The 18,407-nt window shown below is 61.0% G+C and carries 16 protein-coding genes; 10 read left to right on the top strand and 6 right to left on the bottom strand.

Annotated features, from left to right (window positions below; genetic code table 11):
• Positions 1-106: 106 nt before the first annotated feature.
• Both VL202_RS11535 and VL202_RS11540 read right to left on the bottom strand, forming a co-directional pair.
• Positions 107-1,213 carry an ABC transporter substrate-binding protein gene (locus VL202_RS11535; protein WP_325464261.1) on the bottom strand — a complete coding sequence of 369 codons (1,107 nt, stop codon included), beginning with the start codon at positions 1,211-1,213 and terminating at the stop codon, positions 107-109.
• Positions 1,214-1,444: 231 nt separating this feature from the next.
• Positions 1,445-2,323: a MurR/RpiR family transcriptional regulator gene (locus tag VL202_RS11540; protein WP_325464262.1), complete on the bottom strand. Its 879-nt coding sequence runs from the start codon at positions 2,321-2,323 to the stop codon at positions 1,445-1,447.
• Positions 2,324-2,582: 259 nt separating this feature from the next.
• Between VL202_RS11540 and VL202_RS11545 the strand changes: the two genes are divergently transcribed.
• The 8 genes from VL202_RS11545 to VL202_RS11580 all read left to right on the top strand — a co-directional run bounded on the left by VL202_RS11545 (position 2,583) and on the right by VL202_RS11580 (position 11,026).
• Positions 2,583-3,350 carry an N-formylglutamate amidohydrolase gene (locus VL202_RS11545; protein WP_325464263.1) on the top strand — a complete coding sequence of 256 codons (768 nt, stop codon included), beginning with the start codon at positions 2,583-2,585 and terminating at the stop codon, positions 3,348-3,350.
• Between the two features lie 112 nt (positions 3,351-3,462).
• A complete protein-coding gene (locus VL202_RS11550; RefSeq protein ID WP_325464264.1) occupies positions 3,463-5,010 on the top strand; it encodes an amino acid permease in 1,548 nt (515 codons plus the stop codon).
• A 104-nt stretch (positions 5,011-5,114) separates the two neighbouring features.
• Positions 5,115-6,485: a glutamine synthetase family protein gene (locus VL202_RS11555; RefSeq protein WP_325464265.1), complete on the top strand. Its 1,371-nt coding sequence runs from the start codon at positions 5,115-5,117 to the stop codon at positions 6,483-6,485.
• Positions 6,472-6,603, top strand: a complete 132-nt coding sequence (locus VL202_RS11560) for a hypothetical protein (protein ID WP_325464266.1) — start codon at positions 6,472-6,474, stop codon at positions 6,601-6,603. The genes VL202_RS11555 and VL202_RS11560 overlap by 14 nt, the downstream gene beginning before the upstream one ends.
• A 16-nt stretch (positions 6,604-6,619) precedes the next feature.
• Positions 6,620-7,999: an aldehyde dehydrogenase family protein gene (locus VL202_RS11565; protein ID WP_325464267.1), complete on the top strand. Its 1,380-nt coding sequence runs from the start codon at positions 6,620-6,622 to the stop codon at positions 7,997-7,999.
• A gap of 3 nt (positions 8,000-8,002) precedes the next feature.
• Positions 8,003-9,148, top strand: a complete 1,146-nt coding sequence (locus VL202_RS11570) for an iron-containing alcohol dehydrogenase (RefSeq protein ID WP_325464268.1) — start codon at positions 8,003-8,005, stop codon at positions 9,146-9,148.
• A gap of 186 nt (positions 9,149-9,334) precedes the next feature.
• Positions 9,335-10,120 carry a ParA family protein gene (locus VL202_RS11575; RefSeq protein WP_325464269.1) on the top strand — a complete coding sequence of 262 codons (786 nt, stop codon included), beginning with the start codon at positions 9,335-9,337 and terminating at the stop codon, positions 10,118-10,120.
• Positions 10,121-10,333: 213 nt separating this feature from the next.
• On the top strand, positions 10,334-11,026 hold the full coding sequence (locus VL202_RS11580) for a ParA family protein (protein WP_325464270.1): 693 nt from the start codon (positions 10,334-10,336) through the stop codon (positions 11,024-11,026).
• 65 nt (positions 11,027-11,091) lie between these two features.
• Here VL202_RS11580 and VL202_RS11585 read toward each other — a convergent pair whose 3' ends face one another.
• Together VL202_RS11585 and VL202_RS11590 are read right to left on the bottom strand one after the other, a co-directional pair.
• Complete coding sequence (locus VL202_RS11585) at positions 11,092-12,381, bottom strand: FAD-binding oxidoreductase (protein WP_325464271.1); 1,290 nt, start codon at positions 12,379-12,381, stop codon at positions 11,092-11,094.
• Between the two features lie 360 nt (positions 12,382-12,741).
• On the bottom strand, positions 12,742-14,112 hold the full coding sequence (locus VL202_RS11590) for a L,D-transpeptidase (protein ID WP_325464272.1): 1,371 nt from the start codon (positions 14,110-14,112) through the stop codon (positions 12,742-12,744).
• 216 nt (positions 14,113-14,328) lie between these two features.
• On the opposite strand from VL202_RS11590, the gene VL202_RS11595 reads away from it, so the two are divergent.
• A complete protein-coding gene (locus VL202_RS11595; protein ID WP_325464273.1) occupies positions 14,329-15,180 on the top strand; it encodes a DUF4432 family protein in 852 nt (283 codons plus the stop codon).
• Positions 15,181-15,253: 73 nt separating this feature from the next.
• Positions 15,254-15,592, top strand: coding sequence for a TIGR01244 family sulfur transferase (locus VL202_RS11600; RefSeq protein ID WP_325464274.1), 339 nt, complete (start codon positions 15,254-15,256; stop codon positions 15,590-15,592).
• Between the two features lie 175 nt (positions 15,593-15,767).
• Here the strand turns inward: VL202_RS11600 and VL202_RS11605 are convergent, their stop codons facing one another.
• Together VL202_RS11605 and VL202_RS11610 are read right to left on the bottom strand one after the other, a co-directional pair.
• Positions 15,768-17,414 carry a thiamine pyrophosphate-binding protein gene (locus VL202_RS11605; protein ID WP_325464275.1) on the bottom strand — a complete coding sequence of 549 codons (1,647 nt, stop codon included), beginning with the start codon at positions 17,412-17,414 and terminating at the stop codon, positions 15,768-15,770.
• 34 nt (positions 17,415-17,448) lie between these two features.
• Positions 17,449-18,402 carry a DMT family transporter gene (locus tag VL202_RS11610; RefSeq protein ID WP_325464276.1) on the bottom strand — a complete coding sequence of 318 codons (954 nt, stop codon included), beginning with the start codon at positions 18,400-18,402 and terminating at the stop codon, positions 17,449-17,451.
• Positions 18,403-18,407: the final 5 nt, after the last annotated feature.

Genomic DNA, 18,407 nt, shown 5'->3' on the forward strand with positions numbered 1-18,407 from the left:
CAGCGCTTTCGGTGTTCATTTATGGCTAAAATAAGGCTTATCGTTCGTCTGTGGCAAGCCCCGGCCCGGACCGGCGGGCCGGGGCTCTTTTCAGCAGCTCAAAAGCTTACTGGACGTTCGCGCCGACGACGCTGTCCCAACCGCCGGTGACGACGGCCTTGTTGGCGTTCTGCTCTTCAACCGTCGGGAAGACGGCAGATTCATAGGCTGCTGCCGGCGGCAGGGCATCGATCAGGTCCTGCGGAACCTTGCCGGCCTTGACCATGGCGTTGAAGCGAGCCGGATGGCAATAGCCCTTCAGCCACAGGTTCTGGCCTTCATCGGAATAGAGGTATTCCATCCAGAGCTTGGCTGCGTTCGGGTGCGGAGCGAAAGCGGAGATGCCTTGGACATAGACGCCGGCGAGAACGCCGGTCTTCGGCACGACGACTTCAACCGGCGGGTTGCCCTTCAGTTCATCACGCCATGCAAGGGCATTGTAGTCCCAGGCAACGGCGATCGGGGTTGCACCCTGAGCGATGGTGCCGGCCTTGGCGATGACCGGAACGAAATTGCCCGCCTTGTTCAGTTCGGCGAAGTAATCGAGGCCAGCCTTGCCGGACTCTTCACCAGCCTTGGCGCCCTTGTGGAGGCCGGCTGCGAGAACGGCCAGGATCGCCTGGTTGGAGGCGCGCGGGTCACCGGCGAGAGCCACCTGACCGGCATATTCCGGCTTCAGGAGATCAGCCCAGTCGGCCGGAACGTTCTGAACGAGGTCCTTGTTCACGATGAGCGAGAGAACGCCGTAATAGTCGCCATACCAGTAGCCTTCGGCATCCTTGACGTTTTCGGGAATTTCATCCCAGGTCGAAACCTTGTACGGCTGCAGCAGGCCATCGGTCTTCATCTGCGGACCAAAGGCAAGGCCAACGTCGATGACGTCGGGAGCCTGCGGGCCCTTGTTGTCCTTGTTCGCCTTGATGGCTTCGACTTCGTCCGCCGAGCCGGCGTCGGGGTTCAGTTCGTTGACCTGGATTTCCGGATACTTGGCCTTGAAGCCGGCGATGACGTCGCCGTAACCGCACCAGCTGTGGGGCAGGGCGATGGTGGTCAGCGCGCCTTCAGCCTTGGCAGCCGCGATCAGTTCCGCGCTCGGCTCCGCATAGGCAAGGGCGGACGAGGTCATGACGATGGCCGTCGTGAGCGAAAGCAGGCGTCTCGTATGTGACATCACGGGTGTTCTCCTTTTGTGTGTCAGTCAACTTCGGCGAAGCTGATACTGGGGTCCGGTGAAGCTTATGTGACAGGCGATGTCCGCTTTGCGACCGACGGTTCGCAGACGGAACACATTCATTTTATTTTCAAATTAGCTCGCCCGATTAAGGGCGGTTTATGACAGGCGTCAACGCCGGATCACGAAATCAGATGCCGTCCGTCCTGCCTCGCGTCCTGTGTACGGCTCCTCCTAAAGCGGCTTGCGAAAAAGCCTTGTTGAATCGAACAGGCCCTCGAGCGTCTTCATGCGGTCGCGCGTCTCGTCCCAGATGGAACTCTGCACGGCCTCGATCAGCGCTTCGACTGCAAACAGGATGACGACCGAGCTGTCCCAGGCGGAGGGCGCTTCGATCTGGATGCGGAACACATGCCGCGCGGTCTTGGCGACGGGCGAGCTCCACTGGTCGGTGAACAGGATGATCTCGATGCCGCGCTCGCGGGCAATACGGGCAAGCGTCTCCATCTCCTGCTCGTAGCGGCGGATATCGAACATGATCAGGACGTCGCCCCTTTTCATGTCGAGCACATAATGCGGCCAGGAGCTCGAATTGGCGGCGATCTGGGTCACGCCGGAGCGGATCACCTGCAGATGTGTAAAGAAATAGTCGGCCAAGGCGCGCGTGATACGACCGCCGACCAGATAGACATTGCGCTTGCGGTCGGCGATCAGTGCGGCCGCGCCATCGAACTCGGCGGTTTCGAGCTGAGCAAGCGTGGTGCGCATGTTGTTCATCGTCGCATCGGCGAAGCGATTGAGAATATGGGTGCCCGGCGCGTTGGTGGCCCAGCGGTCATGCTTGTTGATCGGGTTGGAAATGGTCGCTTCAAGTTCTTGATGGAGCCGCGCCTGGAAATCCGGAAAGCCGCGAAAACCGAGCTTCTGGACCATGCGGGCAACGGTCGGCGTGGATACGCCTGCGTTCTCGGCAACAGTCGTGATGCTGCCGAGGCCGGAAACCGGGTAATTGTCGAGAAGCGTCTCCGCCAACTGCTTCTCCGCGCGGGTGAGCACGGTGAAGTGGGCATTGATCACATCCGACACCGTCATGGTGCCTGCGGTGCTTGTCATCGGGTCCCCTGCGCCGGTCTTTGCCAGCTTTGTGACAGAGTAAACATCGCTGTCACAATTCGAGTCAATTGATTTTTTGAAGAGATTGTTTCAGATTTCGGTTGACACCTGTCGAAACCTGAAGAATTCTTTTCATTAATGATCCACGCCTTCGCCAGCGGCCAGCATGGATGGTTCGAGTCCTGTTTGCGCGTATTCCCCGATCCGAGTTTTGTAGAAGGGCAATGTCGCCGGACAGGCAACCGGAAAGGGACCGGAGTTGACGGGACTTTTGACAGTGGCGGATGGTTCGCCCGTAGCATTGGAAAATCCGGATGCGTTCGGTCCAGTCCTGCTGGTCTGCGAGCACGCATCGCGCCAACTACCCGAGAAGATGGGTTCTCTTGGTCTTTCCGATGAAGCGCTTGGTGGCCATATTGCCTGGGATCCCGGCGCGCTCGCGGTGTCGAAACTGCTGGTCGAGAGCCTGGACGCCGCGCTTATCCATCAGCGGTTTTCCCGCTTGGTCTACGATTGCAATCGCCCGCCGGAAGCAGATGCCGCCATGCCGGCCGTCAGCGAGGTTTTCCAGATTCCCGGCAATGCCATGATTTCGCCGGTCGAACGGCTGGCGCGCACCGAGGCGATTTATTTTCCCTTTCGTGACGCGTTGTCGGACTACATCGCTGTCCGCAAGGCCAATGGCCGCCCGCCCGTGCTCGTCACCATGCACACGTTCACGCCTGTCTATCACGGTCGGCAACGCGGCGTCGAAATCGGCATCCTGCACGATACGGACAGCCGGCTTGCGGATGCGATGCTGGCCTCGGCCGAAAAATCGACACGTCATGTCGTCCGGCGCAACGAGCCCTATGGACCGGCCGACGGTGTCACGCATACACTCATTGAGCATGGCCTGAAAAACGGCCTGCCCAACGTCATGATCGAGATCCGCAACGATCTCGTCAAAGATGAAATCGGCCAGAAGGTCATGGCCGATTATCTGACAGGCCTGCTGGGCGAAAGCTTGGCTGTCCTGTCACAATAAAAAGACCTGGGGAGCGGCATGTCCGCGGAGACTGACCCATGGAGTTCCATGGGCACTGGCACTTCAGCCGTCCGGTAATAACGCCGGAGGTGGGTCGATACAGGGGAAAAAAATGTCAGACTACTCAGATACCGATAAACATGATGACCTGAAGGTCCTCCATTCGATGGGCTATGCGCAAGAACTCGAACGGCGCATGAGTTCGTTTTCGAACTTCGCCGTTTCGTTCTCGATCATCTGCATTCTTTCGGGCGGCATCAATTCCCTGGCGCAGGCGACGTCGGGTGCGGGCGGCGCGGCGATCGGCATCGGCTGGCCGCTCGGCTGCTTCGTCTCTCTCGTTTTCGCCGTCGCCATGGCGCAAATCTCGTCGGCCTATCCGACCGCGGGCGGCCTTTATCACTGGGGTTCCATCCTCGGCAACCGCTTTACCGGCTGGGTGACTGCCTGGTTCAACCTGCTCGGTCTCGTGACTGTTCTCGGCGCCATCAATGTCGGCACCTATTATTTTTTCATGGGTTCCTTCGGAACGCCCTATTTCGGCCTGGAAGATTCCACCACGATTCGCATTCTCTTCCTGGTCGTCATCACCGGCCTGCAGGCGCTCGTCAACCACATGGGCATCGGTTTGACCGCCAAGCTCACCGACTTCTCGGGCTACCTGATCTTCGCGACCGCGATTGTGCTGTCGGTCGTGTGCCTGACCGCCGCCGATACTTATGAATTCGGCCGCCTGTTCACGTTCTCCAACTATTCGGGCGAAGCCGGCGGCAACGTTTGGCCTGAGACCTCGGGCATTTGGGTATTCCTGCTCGGCCTGCTCCTGCCGATCTACACGATTACCGGCTATGATGCTTCCGCACACACCTCGGAAGAAACCGTCAAGGCGGCAACGTCGGTTCCGCGCGGCATGGTTTCCTCGGTCCTCTGGTCGGCTCTCTTCGGCTACATCATGCTGTGCAGCTTCGTTCTGATGCTCCCCAACATGGACGAAGCCGCAAAGCAGGGCTGGAACGTCTTCTTCTGGGGCATGGACGCGCAGGTCAATCCGCTCGTCAAGGACATCCTCTATCTGGCCATCCTCGTCAGCCAGTGGCTGTGCGGTTTGGCAACGGTCACCTCGGTTTCGCGCATGATCTTCGCTTTCTCCCGCGATGGTGGCCTGCCTGCTTCGAAGGCTCTGGCAAAGGTCAGCCCGACCTATCGCACGCCGGTGGCGGCCATCTGGACGGGCTCCATCCTTGCGGTTCTGTTCGTCTGGGGATCGTCGCTCGTGACGATCGGCGAGACGCCGGTCTACACGATCGTCGTTTCCTGCACGGTCATCTTCCTGTTCTTCTCCTTCGCAATCCCGATCACCCTTGGTCTTTTTGCCTGGGGCACGTCGAAATGGGACAAGATGGGTCCCTGGAATCTGGGCGAAGGTATCTTCAAGCTGTTCGCCGTGTTGACGATCCTGGCCATGATCCTGATCTTCGTTCTCGGCGTTCAGCCGCCGAACGACCCGGCCCTCTACGTTACGGTCGGCTTCCTGGTTCTCACCGGCATCGTCTGGTTCGGCTTTGAGAAGCGCCGCTTCCGTGGCCCGCCGATTGGCGCCGAAGTCGAGCGCCGTGCAGCCGAGATCGCTGCGGCTGAAAAGGCAGTCGGTCAGATCTAACTCTTGAGAAGCGAGACGGAAGCCGCGTGTTTGCGGCTTCCGCACCATATTCAGTGGCCGCGTCACGACGCGCCGGCCCAGCACAATCACAGGATATTTTCCAAATGAGCGCCAGCTATTCATTCGAAGAGTTGAAAAAGGATGTTGCCGAAGGCCGCATCGATACGGTCCTGGCCTGTCAGGTCGACATGCAGGGACGTCTGATGGGCAAAAGGTTCCATGCACAGTTCTTCGTCGACAGCGCCTGGGAAGAGACCCATAGCTGCAACTACCTTTTGGCGACCGACATGGAGATGGACACCGTCTCCGGCTATAAGTCGACGAGCTGGGAAGCGGGCTATGGCGACTACACGATGAAGCCGGATCTTTCGACGCTTCGCCGCATTCCCTGGCTTGAAGGCACGGCGCTGGTTCTTTGCGACATGCTCGACCATCACACCCACAAGGAAGTTCCGCACTCGCCGCGCGCCATCCTGAAGAAGCAGGTCGCCCGGCTCGAAGCGATGGGGCTGAAGGCCTTCATGGCGACGGAACTCGAATTCTTCCTGTTCGATCAATCCTACGACGATGCCCGCGAGAGCGGCTACCGCGACCTGAAGCTCGTGAGCGGCTATAACGAGGACTACCACATCTTCCAGACCACCAAGGAAGAAGACGTGATGCGGGCGATCCGCAACGGTCTGCAGGGTGCCGGCATTCCGGTCGAGAACACCAAGGGCGAAGCCTCTGCCGGCCAGGAAGAGGTCAATGTCCGCTATGCCGATGCGCTGACCATGGCCGACCGGCACGTCATCATCAAGAACGGCTGCAAGGAAATCGCCTGGTCTCGTGGCAAGGCGATCACCTTTCTTGCCAAGTGGAACTACGATGCTGCCGGATCGTCGTCGCACATCCACCAGTCGCTGTGGAGCGCCGACGGCAAGACGCCGAAATTCTTCGACAAGGACGCCAAATACGGCATGTCGGACCTGATGCGCCACTATGTGGCCGGCCTTTTGACCCATGCCGGCGAAATCACCTATTTCCTGGCGCCCTATATCAATTCCTACAAGCGCTTCGTCGCCGGCACGTTCGCGCCGACCAAGGCGGTCTGGAGCAAGGACAACCGCACCGCCGGTTATCGTCTGTGCGGCGAGGGCTCGAAGGCAATCCGCATCGAATGCCGCGTCGGCGGTTCCGACCTCAATCCGTATCTGGCCATGGCGGCGCTGATCGCGGCCGGTATCGCCGGTATCGAGGGCAAGATGGAACTCGAAGCCCCCTTCGTCGGCGACGCTTATGGCGGCAAGAATGTCCGCGAAATTCCGCGCACACTGCGTGATGCCGCGGCATCTCTTAACAGTTCCAAGATGCTGCTCGACGCCTTCGGCGAAGATGTCATCGAGCACTATACCCGCGCCGCCGAATGGGAGCAGGAAGAGTACGACCGCCGTGTGACGGATTGGGAGGTGGCGCGCGGCTTTGAGCGGGCTTGAGATAATCGCAACACGGCCGATCGCCACCGCCCGGGAGCGAGACCTCACCATCATCACTCGTGACCGGGCGATCCTCGCCTATGGCGCCGCCGGTCATGTCAAGACACTCGCCTGTTGAAATTTCGGAGACACTGATGACCATGATCCAATGCATTTCCCCGGTGAACGGGGAAGTTTACGCGGAACGCCCCGCGGTTGACGCGGCCACCGCCTCGGCTGCGGTTGCCCGTGCGCGTGCGGCACAGAAAAACTGGGCGAAACGGCCGGTTGAGGACCGGGTGAAGCTGGTTCTGTCCGGCGTTGCGCGGCTTAACGAGATGGTCGAGGACGTCGTGCCGGAACTCGCCTGGCAGATGGGCCGGCCGGTGCGTTACGGTGGCGAATTCCGCGGCTTCAACGAGCGGTCCAACTATGTCGCGACGATCGCTGCCGATGCGCTTGCTCCGATCATCGTGGAAGACAGCGCCAGTTTCGAGCGCCGCATCGAACGCGTCGCGCACGGCGTCGTCTTCGTCATCGCGCCCTGGAACTATCCGTACATGACGGCGATCAACACGGTTGCGCCGGCGCTGATGGCGGGCAATGCCGTCATCCTCAAACATGCCAGCCAGACCATCCTCGTTGGCGAGCGCATGGTGCGCGCCTTCGTGGAAGCCGGTGTTCCGGAAGATATCTTCCAGAACATCTTCCTCGATCACGCCACGACCTCGGCGCTGATCGCCGCCAAGAGCTTCGACTTCGTCAATTTCACGGGCTCCGTCGAGGGCGGTCGCTCGATCGAGCGGGCTGCCGCCGGCACCTTTACCGGCCTTGGTCTTGAACTCGGCGGCAAGGATCCGGGCTATGTCATGGAAGACGCCGATCTGGACGCCGCCGTCGATACGCTGATGGATGGGGCCATGTTCAATTCCGGACAGTGCTGCTGCGGCATCGAGCGCATCTATGTGAACGAAAACCTCTACGACGATTTCGTCGAGAAAGCAGTTGCCTTCGCCTCCGCCTACAAGCTCGGCAATCCGCTGGAACAGGAAACCTCGCTCGGCCCAATGGCGCACAAGCGTTTTGCCGCCGAAGTTCGCGCGCAGACAGCCGAGGCCGTCGCCAAGGGTGCCAAGGCTCTGGTCGATCCCAAACTCTTCCCGGCCGATGACGGCGGCGCCTATCTTGGCCCCCAGGTTCTGGTCGATGTCGATCACTCCATGAAGGTCATGACGGAAGAGAGCTTCGGCCCGGTCGTCGGCATCATGAAGGTGAAGAACGACGCGGAAGCACTCGCGCTGATGAACGATTGCAAATACGGACTGACGACGTCGCTCTGGACGAAGGATGCCGAGCGCGCCGCGCGTATCGGCCAGGATCTCGAAACCGGCACCGTCTTCATGAACCGTGCAGATTATCTCGATCCGGCGCTCTGCTGGACCGGCGTCAAGGAAACCGGCCGCGGCGGCTCGCTGTCGGTCATCGGTTTCCAGAACCTGACCCGCCCGAAATCCTACCACCTCAAGAAAGCCTGACCCATGACCATCACTGCCAATTGGAGCTACCCGACATCCATCAAGTTCGGGGCAGGGCGCATCAAGGAACTCGCCGACCATTGCAAGGCACTCGGCATCAAGAAACCGCTGCTGGTCACCGACCGTGGCTTGGCGCCGATGCCGATCACCCAGAACGCGCTCGATATTCTCGACGCCGCCGGACTTGGGCGGGCGCTGTTCGCCGATGTCGATTCGAACCCGACGGATGTCAATCTCGAGGCCGGCGTCAAGGCGTTCAAGGCGGGCGGTCATGACGGCGTCATCGCCTTTGGTGGCGGCTCGGGCCTCGATCTCGGCAAGGCGGTCGCCTTCATGGCCGGGCAGAGCCGGCCGGTCTGGGATTTCGAGGATGTCGGCGACTGGTGGACGCGCGCCCGCGTCGAGGGCATCGCGCCCATCATCGCCGTGCCAACGACAGCCGGCACCGGCTCGGAAGTCGGCCGCGCTTCGGTGATCACCAATTCGCAGACCCATACGAAGAAGGTCATCTTCCATCCGAAGTTCCTGCCGGCGATCACCATCTGCGATCCGGAACTGACGGTCGGCATGCCGAAGGTGATCACCGCCGGCACCGGCATGGATGCCTTTGCCCATTGCCTTGAAGCGTATTCTTCGCCCTTCTATCATCCGATGTCGGCCGGCATCGCGCTGGAAGGCCTGCGGCTCGTCAAGGAATATCTGCCGCGCGCCTATAAGGACGGCACCGATATCGAAGCCCGCGCTCACATGATGTCGGCGGCCGCCATGGGGGCTGTCGCGTTCCAGAAGGGGCTGGGCGCCATCCATTCGCTGTCGCATCCGGTCGGCGCGATCTACAATACCCATCACGGCATGACCAATGCCGTCGTCATGCCGCCGGTGTTGCGCTTCAACCGTTCGGCGATCGAAGGCAAGATCGCCATGGCTGCCGCCTATCTCGGCATTTCCGGCGGCTTTGATGGCTTCTATGACTATGTCCTGAAACTGCGCGAAGAACTCGGTGTTCCCGACAAGCTTTCGGCGCTCGGCGTCGGCACCGACCGTATCGACGAAATGGCCGCGATGGCGATCGTCGATCCGACGGCCGGCGGCAACCCGGTCGAACTGACGCTCGACGCCGCCAGGCAGTTGTTCAAGGACTGCATCTAAATAAACGTGCGTTTTTTTTCCGCCTAGCAGCATCAACAATTCAGGAGGGCCAGCACCGATGCTGGCCTTTTTGTTTTCCGGCTAAGGATTGTTTGCCGTTTTTTAATCCTGTTTTGCAACCTTGTTGATGGAGAGGCGCGACCTTCGAGGCGGATCGGGTGCGTGCGGTGCAGGTTCCGGAAGAAAATGGCGATCATTTCAATTGCGAATGCAAAAGGCGGCACCGGCAAGACGACGGCGGCCGTGCTGCTTGCCATGGAGTTTGCCCAAAGGGGCGGCAAGGTCGTGATCCTCGATTGTGATCCTCTTGCCTTCGCCGCCAAATGGCATCGCCTGCCCAAGGCTATCGAAACCGTTTCCATCGTCACCGGTGTGACCTTCGCCAATCTCGGCGGCAATCTGCGCATGCTGCAGGGGCAGGCTTCGCATATCATCGTCGATCTCTCCTGCGCCCGCGATGCGCTCGTCGCGCTTGCCGCCGGTCTCTCCGATCTCGTTCTCATTCCGGTGCAGGGATGCGCCATGGATGCGCAGGGCGCTGCCCATGTGCTCGATCTCGTCGGGCAGGTGCAGAGCAATGCGCGCGGCCACATCAATCATGCGGTGGCGCTGACCCGCGTCAATTCCTTCGTCACGACGCGCGCCATGCGCAACGTCAAGGCGCTCCTAGCCAGCCGCGGCGTTGCCTTCCTCGATATTCCGATCATGGAACGTAGCGCCTATCGCGACATGTTCGAACATGGTGGCTCGCTCTATGCGATGGACGAAGGCCGGGTCAGCAACCTCGCAAAGGCACTCGGCAACATGCAGGCACTGGCGCTGGAGGTCGAGCACTGCATAGCCGGACCGCAACATCTGCAGTCCAATTGCAGCCTGGCCCGCATCGGCTACAAGGCTCCCGCCGAAGCGGTAGCACCCTGGAAGGTCGCGGCCGCGCCGGTCGATCCCGACGTCTTCCGCATCGAGTTCTGATCGCGGGCATTTTCCCGTTTTTATCAAAAGATTCAGCCGAGGTTGCGTTGAACTCCGTCCGCCTGCGTCCAGCAATCGTTAATTCTCGGGAGGCGCGCATTCAGACTTTGTTAACCACGTTCTGGAAGATTTGATTAACCGAAGCGCGATGGTTTTCGAGCGTTAGATGGGAGCCATGCGGGGGCTCGGACTTCTTCTCAGACAGGAACAGACATGCCAGTCATTACATTCGCCAATACAAAGGGCGGCGCGGGCAAGACGACCGCCGCACTTATCCTGGCAACCGAACTTGCGCGCCACGGCGCCCGCGTCACCATTCTCGACGCCGATCCGCAGCACTGGATTTCCCACTGGCATGATATTTCGGGCAAGATCCCGAATGTCGATGTCATCTCCTACGTGACCATGACCTCCATCCAGGGGCACATCAACGAGAACAAGGCGAAGACCGACTATTTCATCATCGACCTCGCCGGAGCGCGCAACACCCTGATGGCAACCGCGATCGGTCTTTCCGATCACGTCATGATCCCGATCCAGGGCTGTGCTATGGATGCCAAGGGGGGCGCCCAGGTTCTCGAACTGCTCGGCTATCTCAAGGAAAAGGCCGGCGTCGATATCCCGCATTCGGTCGTGCTCACCCGCGTCAATTCGCTGGTTACCACCCGCGCGCTTCAGGTCGTCAAGCAACTGCTCGCCCAGCGCGCCGTGCACGTCCTCGAAACGCCGATCATCGAACGTTCAGCTTTCCGCGACATTTTCGACTGTGGAGGCACGCTCCAGACGATGGACCCGCACCGGGTCAGCAATCTCGACAAGGCCTGCGAGAACGCCCGGGCCTTTGGAGATGAAGTCCGCAAACTGCTGCCGCTTCGTCTTGCCGGCGGTATGCGTCGCGCCGCCTGACGGGAAATCACTCCAAGGAAACGGGCCGCGCATCGATTGCGCGGCCCGTTTTGTTTGGACGACGATCAGAACCGTCGGTCGATGAAATGCTTGGCCTGCGCGCCGACATGGTAGAAAGCGGACTTCATGCTGCGCCACGGGTCCGGCGCCACGGGCGTTTCGAGGATGGGCAGGGCGGCCGGTTCGCCCGTCACATGATTGGCAAGTGCCCGGCCGAAGACGGTGCCCGGTGCGATGCCACGGCCATTATAGCCGCTGACGGAAAACACGTTCGGCGCCATTACATGCATCTGCGGCAGGTTGTTGGTGGTCATGCCGATGCGGCCGTCCCACCAGTATTCGAAGCGAATATGGCCAAGTGCCGGAAACAGCTTGCGCAGCGACCGTTCGGCGAAAGCCCGGTGCGTGCCCTCCGCCAGCGCGTCGAGCCGGCCGACGCTGCCGAAGATCAGCCGGTTCTGCTGGTCCATGCGGAAGGACGTCATGACGAGACCTGTGTCCCAGCAGCCCTGCCGTTCCGGCAGGATGGAGCGGGCGAGATTGTCCGACAGCGGCGTGGTGGCGAACTGGAAATAGGGCAGGATCGTCAGTTCCTGCGTATAGTTGGTCCAGGGCGTCTGGCTCAGCATGTCGCCATAGGCATTGGTGGCAACAATGACGGATTTCGCCGTGATCGTACCGCTGCCGGCCGACAGTTTCCAGAGATCACCGACGCGTGTCGCCGAGCGCAGCGGGGTATCGGTATAGATCTGCGCGCCGGCGGCAAGGGCAGCGCGGGCAAGACCACGGGCATAGGCAAGCGGCTGGATCGTGCCGGCCCGCCGGTCGAGCAGGGCGCCGGCAAAACCTTCGGCTCCTGTCAGCGCGGTTGCCCGGTTTGCGTCGAGAACCTCCACCGGCGCGCCGAAGGTTTTCCATTGACGTTCGCGGTCCTGGATGTCCTTGACGCCTTCCGCCCCGACAGCCAAGTGAAGCGTGCCGTTGCGCACGGCCTCGCAAGGGATGCCGTGCTTCTCGACGAGTTGATAGACCAGCGACGGGCCGTCGCCGAGTTCGCGCAGCAACCGGGTTCCGACCTCCTTGCCGAGCGTGGCGATCAGGTCCTCGGGCTTTGTCCACATGCCGGCATTGACCAGGCCGACATTGCGGCCTGAGCCACCAAACCCGATCATCTTCGCCTCGGCGACCGCGGCCGTGACGCCCTTCTCGGCGAGATGCAGGGCGGCGGAGAGGCCGGTAAAGCCGCCGCCAATGATGGCGACGTCGACGGTGATATCGCTGGAAAGCGGCCGGGTTTCGGGAGCGGCGGGCGCCGTTGCGTGCCATAGGTTCGGAAGGGGGCGTTCGGCGGCCATCAAGGCATTCCTCGTCTGTCGGATTTGGTCTTCGATGTCTCCGACAGATAACGCATCGCGGCAATGTTTTTTTATGAGAATATCTGATGAAGTCATGATTCCGGGCAGTGCCGGCGCCCGACACAAATGGAAAGGTCGTGGCGCGCTTCCAAGCTCAACGCCACGACCGTGATGTCCATTTTTCGCGAAATCGGACCCTAACTATGGCTTTTTCCGAACCGCGGACGCGCAGCGGCGAATGCTTTCGCGCTGAAGGCCTCAGGCCGCAGTTTGATCGCCAATCCTGAAGATCGTCATTTTCGCTTACAAAAGATCTTCGTCACTCCCCCAAACAGGGGAGCTGAGATATTTTTTTCGTCCTCAGTCCAGAAATTCGACAGTCGTCCCGACGCTGACCATCTTGGCCAGTTCCGTTGCGTCCCAGTTGGTGAGGCGCACGCAGCCATGGCTCTGGGTCTTGCCGATCTTCGATGGTTCCGGCGTGCCGTGGATGCCGTAGGTCGGCTTCGACAGGGCAATCCAGACGGTACCGACCGGGCCATTCGGACCGGGTTGCAGCGTCAGCACCTTGTCGTTTTCGCCCTGCTTGAAGTTGATTTTCGGATTGTAGGTATAACCTGGATCAAAGGCGATGCGGTCGACCTGCACGGTGCCGGACGGCGACGGTGTATCCGACGAGCCGATCGTGGCCGGATAGGCCGCAACGAGCGTACCGGCATCGTCATAGGCGAAGACCTGCTTGCGGTATTTGTCGGCAACGATGCGGGCGACCTTGCCCTTCTTCATCTCGCCGGGATTGATCACCTTGATGGTCGTGCCGGGAATGGTGAAATCGATGCCGGGATTGAGTTCGCGCAGATAGGCCTCGTCCATGTGGAATTTTTCGCCCAGCATTTCCGTCGTGGCGGTGAAGGAGAGATGCGGCAGGGCGGCCTTGTGGGCGTAGTCTTCCGGGATGGAGGCGACATAGGGACCGGCGGCATCCGCTGCGGTGATCGTGTAGGTGGTGATCGGCAGCCCGCCGGTGAACCGCAGGCGCTCGAGGATGTCGTCGGTATTGTTCGGATCCAGCGTCTCGCCGGTCGCCTGTTGCCAGGCTTCGATCGCCTTGGTGACGTTCGAGCCGTTTTTTCCGTCGATTACACCAGGCGAAAAGCCTTCGCGATCGAGGAAGACCTGCAGAGCGGTGATTTCAGCGCTCGACTTCTTACCGATGCGGGTCGCGGCCGGCAGTGTCTGGCGCTGCGGCTGCATGTCTTCCGTCGGCTCGGACGGCAGGGCGACCATGTCGTTCTCGTCCGGTTGCGAGGGCAGGGCCTGGCGTTCAACGCCGGGGGGCGTGACATCGCGATAATCCGGGATCGAGCCGGTCACGTCACCGGGCTGCGAGAAATTCTGGTAGCCCCGGTCGGAGAAACCAAAGCCCTGATTGTTGTATGCCTCGCGATTCACGTCGCGGCGGCGCACGGTGTTACGCTCGCGGCCCGTTCCCATGACGGTCGCTACGATATTGCCCCAGCTATCGACCAGCACGGTGCGGCCCCGATGGTCGCGCATCATCCGCACTTCGCCTGATTCGGGGATGTAATCGAGAATTTCACCTTGTGGCGTCACCAGCACGGCGTTGTCGGGCAGGCGGCCAAACGCATCCTGTGCCTTGGCGGCAGGGGTAAGCGCAAGCGCGCTGGCGCAGGCAAAAAGGGCGATACTGAATCGTAATGCGAACGTCACGGTAAACCTGTTGTCTGGCAGTTGAGCTCGGGGCGTACAAATCAAATGGGACGGTAATATGAATAAACTGAATTCATTATGAACAGTTCCCTAAAATCCATGAATTTCGGTGTGTTGGCCTTTTTCGGCAGGTGAACCGCTGGCGGCCTTGCGATACTTTTTTCAAAGCATAGTCGTGGCGATTCCCGCCGGACGAAACCTGGCGGAGGAATACGCATGCCCATCACGATATCCGGTGGCGGTGAGGGCGAATTCCAGATCCTGCTCGACCGGCAGTCGGCGCTGGATATCGGCGCTTTCGTCGTCGATGGTGTCGATATTTCGCCCGGGATCGCCGTCCCCTCGGACGGCGACCGCCGCATCGACCACGCGTTGCAAGGGTTCTTCTTCACTTGCGGCCCCGATCACATCCGCCATCCGGAGCCGATCGAAGGCGATGCGGAGGGACGGATATTTCCCTTGCACGGTTCGCTTTGCGCGACACCGGTCGGGCAAACCCGGATGGCGGAAGCGGATGAGGCACCGGGCTGTTTGGCGGAAACCGTCGTCCAGCTTGCGGGCGGCGGAACGGCGCGTATTTCGCGGCGGTGGTCGATCAATCCCGATACATCCGAAGTCATGCTGGCGGACCGGTTCACCAATACAGGGAACCGGCCGTTTGCACCGATGCTGATGTATCACATGAATATCGGTGGCTGGCTGATGGGCGAGCAAACGCGGATTTCCGGAACCATGTTTTCGGAAGAGACACGCCCGTGGCGTTTCGGCGAAGGGGAAAGCGCACATTTCTGTCTGCCCGCCGCAGCGTCTGCCAGGGATGGCTGGGCGAGCGTGACGCTCGGTCCGTTCGAGGCCCTGTCCGGACGTTCTCTGACCGTCCGGTTTTGCACCGTCACCTTGCCCAATCTGCAGATGTGGCGTTGCCAGCGCGGATCGGCCAATGTGATCAGCATCGAACCTGTCTCGCACCGTATCGCCAAACGGACGGAACTTGCCGCCGACGGTGAAATGCCGCTGCTTGAGGCGGGGGAGAGTATCGACTACGCGCTGGTGTTCCAGATCGGCTGAACTGCTTTCCGATTGACGCATCATGCCGCCGGTCTTACATCAGTCCGGGCATCATTTTCGAGGAAGGCTTTCCATGGACATCCGCCAGATCAACGATGAATATTCGGTCACCGGTCAGATTTCGGTCGAGGACCTCGACGCGATCAAGGCCATGGGGTTCAAGTCCATCGTCTGCCATCGCCCCGATTTCGAGCAGCCCGACCAGCCGCAGTTCGAAACCATTGCCGCCCGCGCCCGCGAGCTGGGCTTAGACATCACCCATATCCCGGTCGGCCCGATGGGCGTGACGGCGGATGCCGTGCGCGACATGGTCGATGCGCTCGACACGTTCGAGCGCCCCATGCTCGGCTACTGCCGCTCCGGCGCCCGCTCCACCAACGTCTACCAGCAGACCCAGCATCTGCGCGGGTAAGCGCACGTTAAGTCGGGTATCAGCCACCGGGAGAGCGGTCGGTTTCATTTCGCTGTTCTCGGGTGAATTGTCGAGGCTGAGGCGCCTCCCCAACCTCCGTCATCCTCGGGCTTGACCCGAGGATGCATCAGCGGATCGGCATCGCTCGATGACCGATCTCACCAGGCTTCAGCCGCTACCCATTCCGGATCTGCGACAGGGTCCGTGTCGGCGTGATGGCTTCGGGATCAAGCCGGATCTCGATGATCGACGGTTTGCCGCTTTGCCGCGCGCGCAGGAAGGCGCCGGCGAAATCTTCCGTCTTTTCCACCAGTTCACCATGGCCCCCATAGGCGCGGGCGAAGGCGGCAAAATCCGGATTGGTGAGGTCGGTTCCGCTGACCCGGCCGGGATAATCCCGCTCCTGGTGCATGCGGATCGTGCCGTAGATGCCGTTGTTGATCACCAGCGTGATGATCGGCAGGTCGTAGCGCACCGCGGTCGCGAACTCCTGACCGTGCATCATGAAACAGCCGTCACCGGCAAAGCAGATGACTTCGCGGTCCGGAAACAGATGCTTGGCAGCGACTGCCGCCGGCAGTCCGTAGCCCATGGAACCGGAGGTCGGCGCGGCCTGCGTGTTGAACCGACGGAACCGGTGGAACCGATGCACCCAAGTCGCATAGTTGCCGGCGCCATTGGTGAAGATCGTGTCCTTGGCGGTATTCTCCTCGATAAAACGCATGATCGGCCCCATCTGCACATCGCCGGGCCCGGTTTCCGGCGGGGTCGACCAGGCGAGATAGGCCTGGTGCATCGTCGCTGCCCGGCCGCTCGCTGCCGGGTTTGCCGCAGGGGTCAGTGTTTCAAGCGCGGCGGCGAAATCGGCGGGTGACGCGACGATCGCCAGATCAGGGCGATAGACGCGGCCGAGTTCGCTCGGGTCCGGATGGACATGCACCAGCGTCTGGCGCGGATAGGGAATGTCGATCAGCGAATAGCCCGACGACGGCATTTCCGAAAACCGGCCACCGATCAGCAGCACGAGGTCCGCCTCGCGGATTTCCTTGCCCAGAGCCGGATTGATGCCGATGCCGACATCGCCGGCATAGTTGGGATGCAGGTGATCGAACAGCATCTGGCGCCGGAAGGAGCAGCCGACGGGAAGATCGAACCGTTCCGCAAAGACCTGGAACTGGCGGACGGCATCCTCCGTCCAGCGCGTGCCGCCGAGGATGGCGACCGGGCGTTGTGCCTTGGCGAGCAGGGTTTCGAGCGCTTTCATCTGGCCGGGGCCGGGATGGCTTTCCACCGGCTGGTAGGGACGTGCGGCAACCGCTTCGGTCTTCTGTGTCAGCATGTCCTCCGGCAGGGTCAGAACCACGGGGCCGGGACGGCCCGAGGTCGCGACGGCGAAGGCGCGGGTGACGAATTCGGGAATGCGGGCGGGATCGTCGATCTCGCCCACCCATTTGGCGATCTCGGTGAAGGCGCGGCGATACTCGATCTCCTGGAAAGCTTCGCGTTCACGGGCTTCGCGCTGCACCTGGCCGATGAACAGGATCATCGGGATCGAATCCTGTCTTGAAATATGCAGGCCGGCGGACGCATTCATGGCGCCGGGGCCGCGCGTGACCATGCAGATGCCGGGCTCGCCCGTCAGCCGGCCCCAGGTGTCGGCCATCATTGCCGCGCCACCTTCCTGGCGGCAGACGACGACATCGATATCGGTGTCATGGAGCGCGTCGAGCACGGCGAGATAGCTCTCCCCCGGCACGCAGGACACCCGCTTGACGCCGTTCGCCTTCAGCGCCTCGACGATCAGTTCTCCGCCTGTCTTCATGTCCGCTCCTCCCAAAAGCCTAAAAACCATATTCTTAAATGGCCGGTGATACCGGCGCGATACCAGCGCTCTTGTTTATCCTGCGTTCGCGCCAGATGATGTAGAGACCGGAGGCGATGATGATCGCGATCCCCAGCCATTTCAGGGCATCCGGCAGGTCGCCGAACACCAGCCAGCCGAAGATCGTCGCCGAGACGATTTCCAGATATTGCAAAGGTGCCAGCACCGAGGCCGGCGCGGCACGATAGGCATAGACGCCGAGCACGCCGGAAATCGTCGCCACGACGCCGACGCAGAGCAGGTAGAGGCTGGCGGTCATATCCGGCGTGACCGGATCGAAGACCGCCGAACCCGTCCCTTCGCCAAACAACAGCAACAGGCCGCAGAACAGCGCGCCCCAGAGACCGGCATGGAACTGCATCGACCAGGGATCCTCGCTCTGGGCGACCATGCGCGTCACCAGCAGGAAGATCGCCAGGCCGAAACCCGAAACGATGGGCAAAAGCGCGATCCAGCCGACTTCCTCCATGCTCGGCTGGATGACCAGCAGCGCGCCCAGAAAGCCGACGGCGCAAGCCGTGTAGCGCCGCCAGCCGATGGTTTCCTTGAGGAAGATGCTGCCGAGAATGGTGAGGATGATCGGTTCGACGAAGAAGATGGCGATGGCATCGGCAACCTCCATCACCTTCAGGGTGGTGATGAAGGAGAGCATGGTGATCAACAGCAGGCCGCCGCGCAGCATGTGTAGGCCGGTCTTTTTCCATGTCAGGTCAAACAGTGTGCCGCGCCACAGCACGATGGGCAGGATGAAGACCATCTGCAGCACGAAGCGGATCGCCGTGATCTGTGCCGAAGGAACCGTTACGATCGCCAGCTTGGAAAAGATATCGATCAGCGGCGCGATCAGGACCGCGATCACCATCAGGCCCAGCCCGAAGGAGATGTCGCTGCCTTTCGCAAATGATGATGGTGTGGTGAGACTGGTCATGCCGT

Origin of the sequence: Pararhizobium sp. (assembly GCF_035497515.1) — a bacterium.
Classification (GTDB): Bacteria; Pseudomonadota; Alphaproteobacteria; order Rhizobiales; family Rhizobiaceae; genus Pararhizobium.

What these genes read in the sequence shown, in the direction of transcription:
- VL202_RS11540 (WP_325464262.1), bottom strand. Translation starts at nt 2,323, where the DNA reads ATGACAAGCACCGCAGGCACCATGACGGTGTCGGATGTGATCAATGCC.
- VL202_RS11585 (WP_325464271.1), bottom strand. Translation starts at nt 12,381, where the DNA reads ATGGCCGCCGAACGCCCCCTTCCGAACCTATGGCACGCAACGGCGCCC.
- VL202_RS11575 (WP_325464269.1), top strand. Translation starts at nt 9,335, where the DNA reads ATGGCGATCATTTCAATTGCGAATGCAAAAGGCGGCACCGGCAAGACG.
- VL202_RS11605 (WP_325464275.1), bottom strand. Translation starts at nt 17,414, where the DNA reads ATGAAGACAGGCGGAGAACTGATCGTCGAGGCGCTGAAGGCGAACGGC.
- VL202_RS11595 (WP_325464273.1), top strand. Translation starts at nt 14,329, where the DNA reads ATGCCCATCACGATATCCGGTGGCGGTGAGGGCGAATTCCAGATCCTG.
- VL202_RS11600 (WP_325464274.1), top strand. Translation starts at nt 15,254, where the DNA reads ATGGACATCCGCCAGATCAACGATGAATATTCGGTCACCGGTCAGATT.
- VL202_RS11550 (WP_325464264.1), top strand. Translation starts at nt 3,463, where the DNA reads ATGTCAGACTACTCAGATACCGATAAACATGATGACCTGAAGGTCCTC.
- VL202_RS11610 (WP_325464276.1), bottom strand. Translation starts at nt 18,402, where the DNA reads ATGACCAGTCTCACCACACCATCATCATTTGCGAAAGGCAGCGACATC.
- VL202_RS11580 (WP_325464270.1), top strand. Translation starts at nt 10,334, where the DNA reads ATGCCAGTCATTACATTCGCCAATACAAAGGGCGGCGCGGGCAAGACG.
- VL202_RS11565 (WP_325464267.1), top strand. Translation starts at nt 6,620, where the DNA reads ATGACCATGATCCAATGCATTTCCCCGGTGAACGGGGAAGTTTACGCG.
- VL202_RS11570 (WP_325464268.1), top strand. Translation starts at nt 8,003, where the DNA reads ATGACCATCACTGCCAATTGGAGCTACCCGACATCCATCAAGTTCGGG.
- VL202_RS11555 (WP_325464265.1), top strand. Translation starts at nt 5,115, where the DNA reads ATGAGCGCCAGCTATTCATTCGAAGAGTTGAAAAAGGATGTTGCCGAA.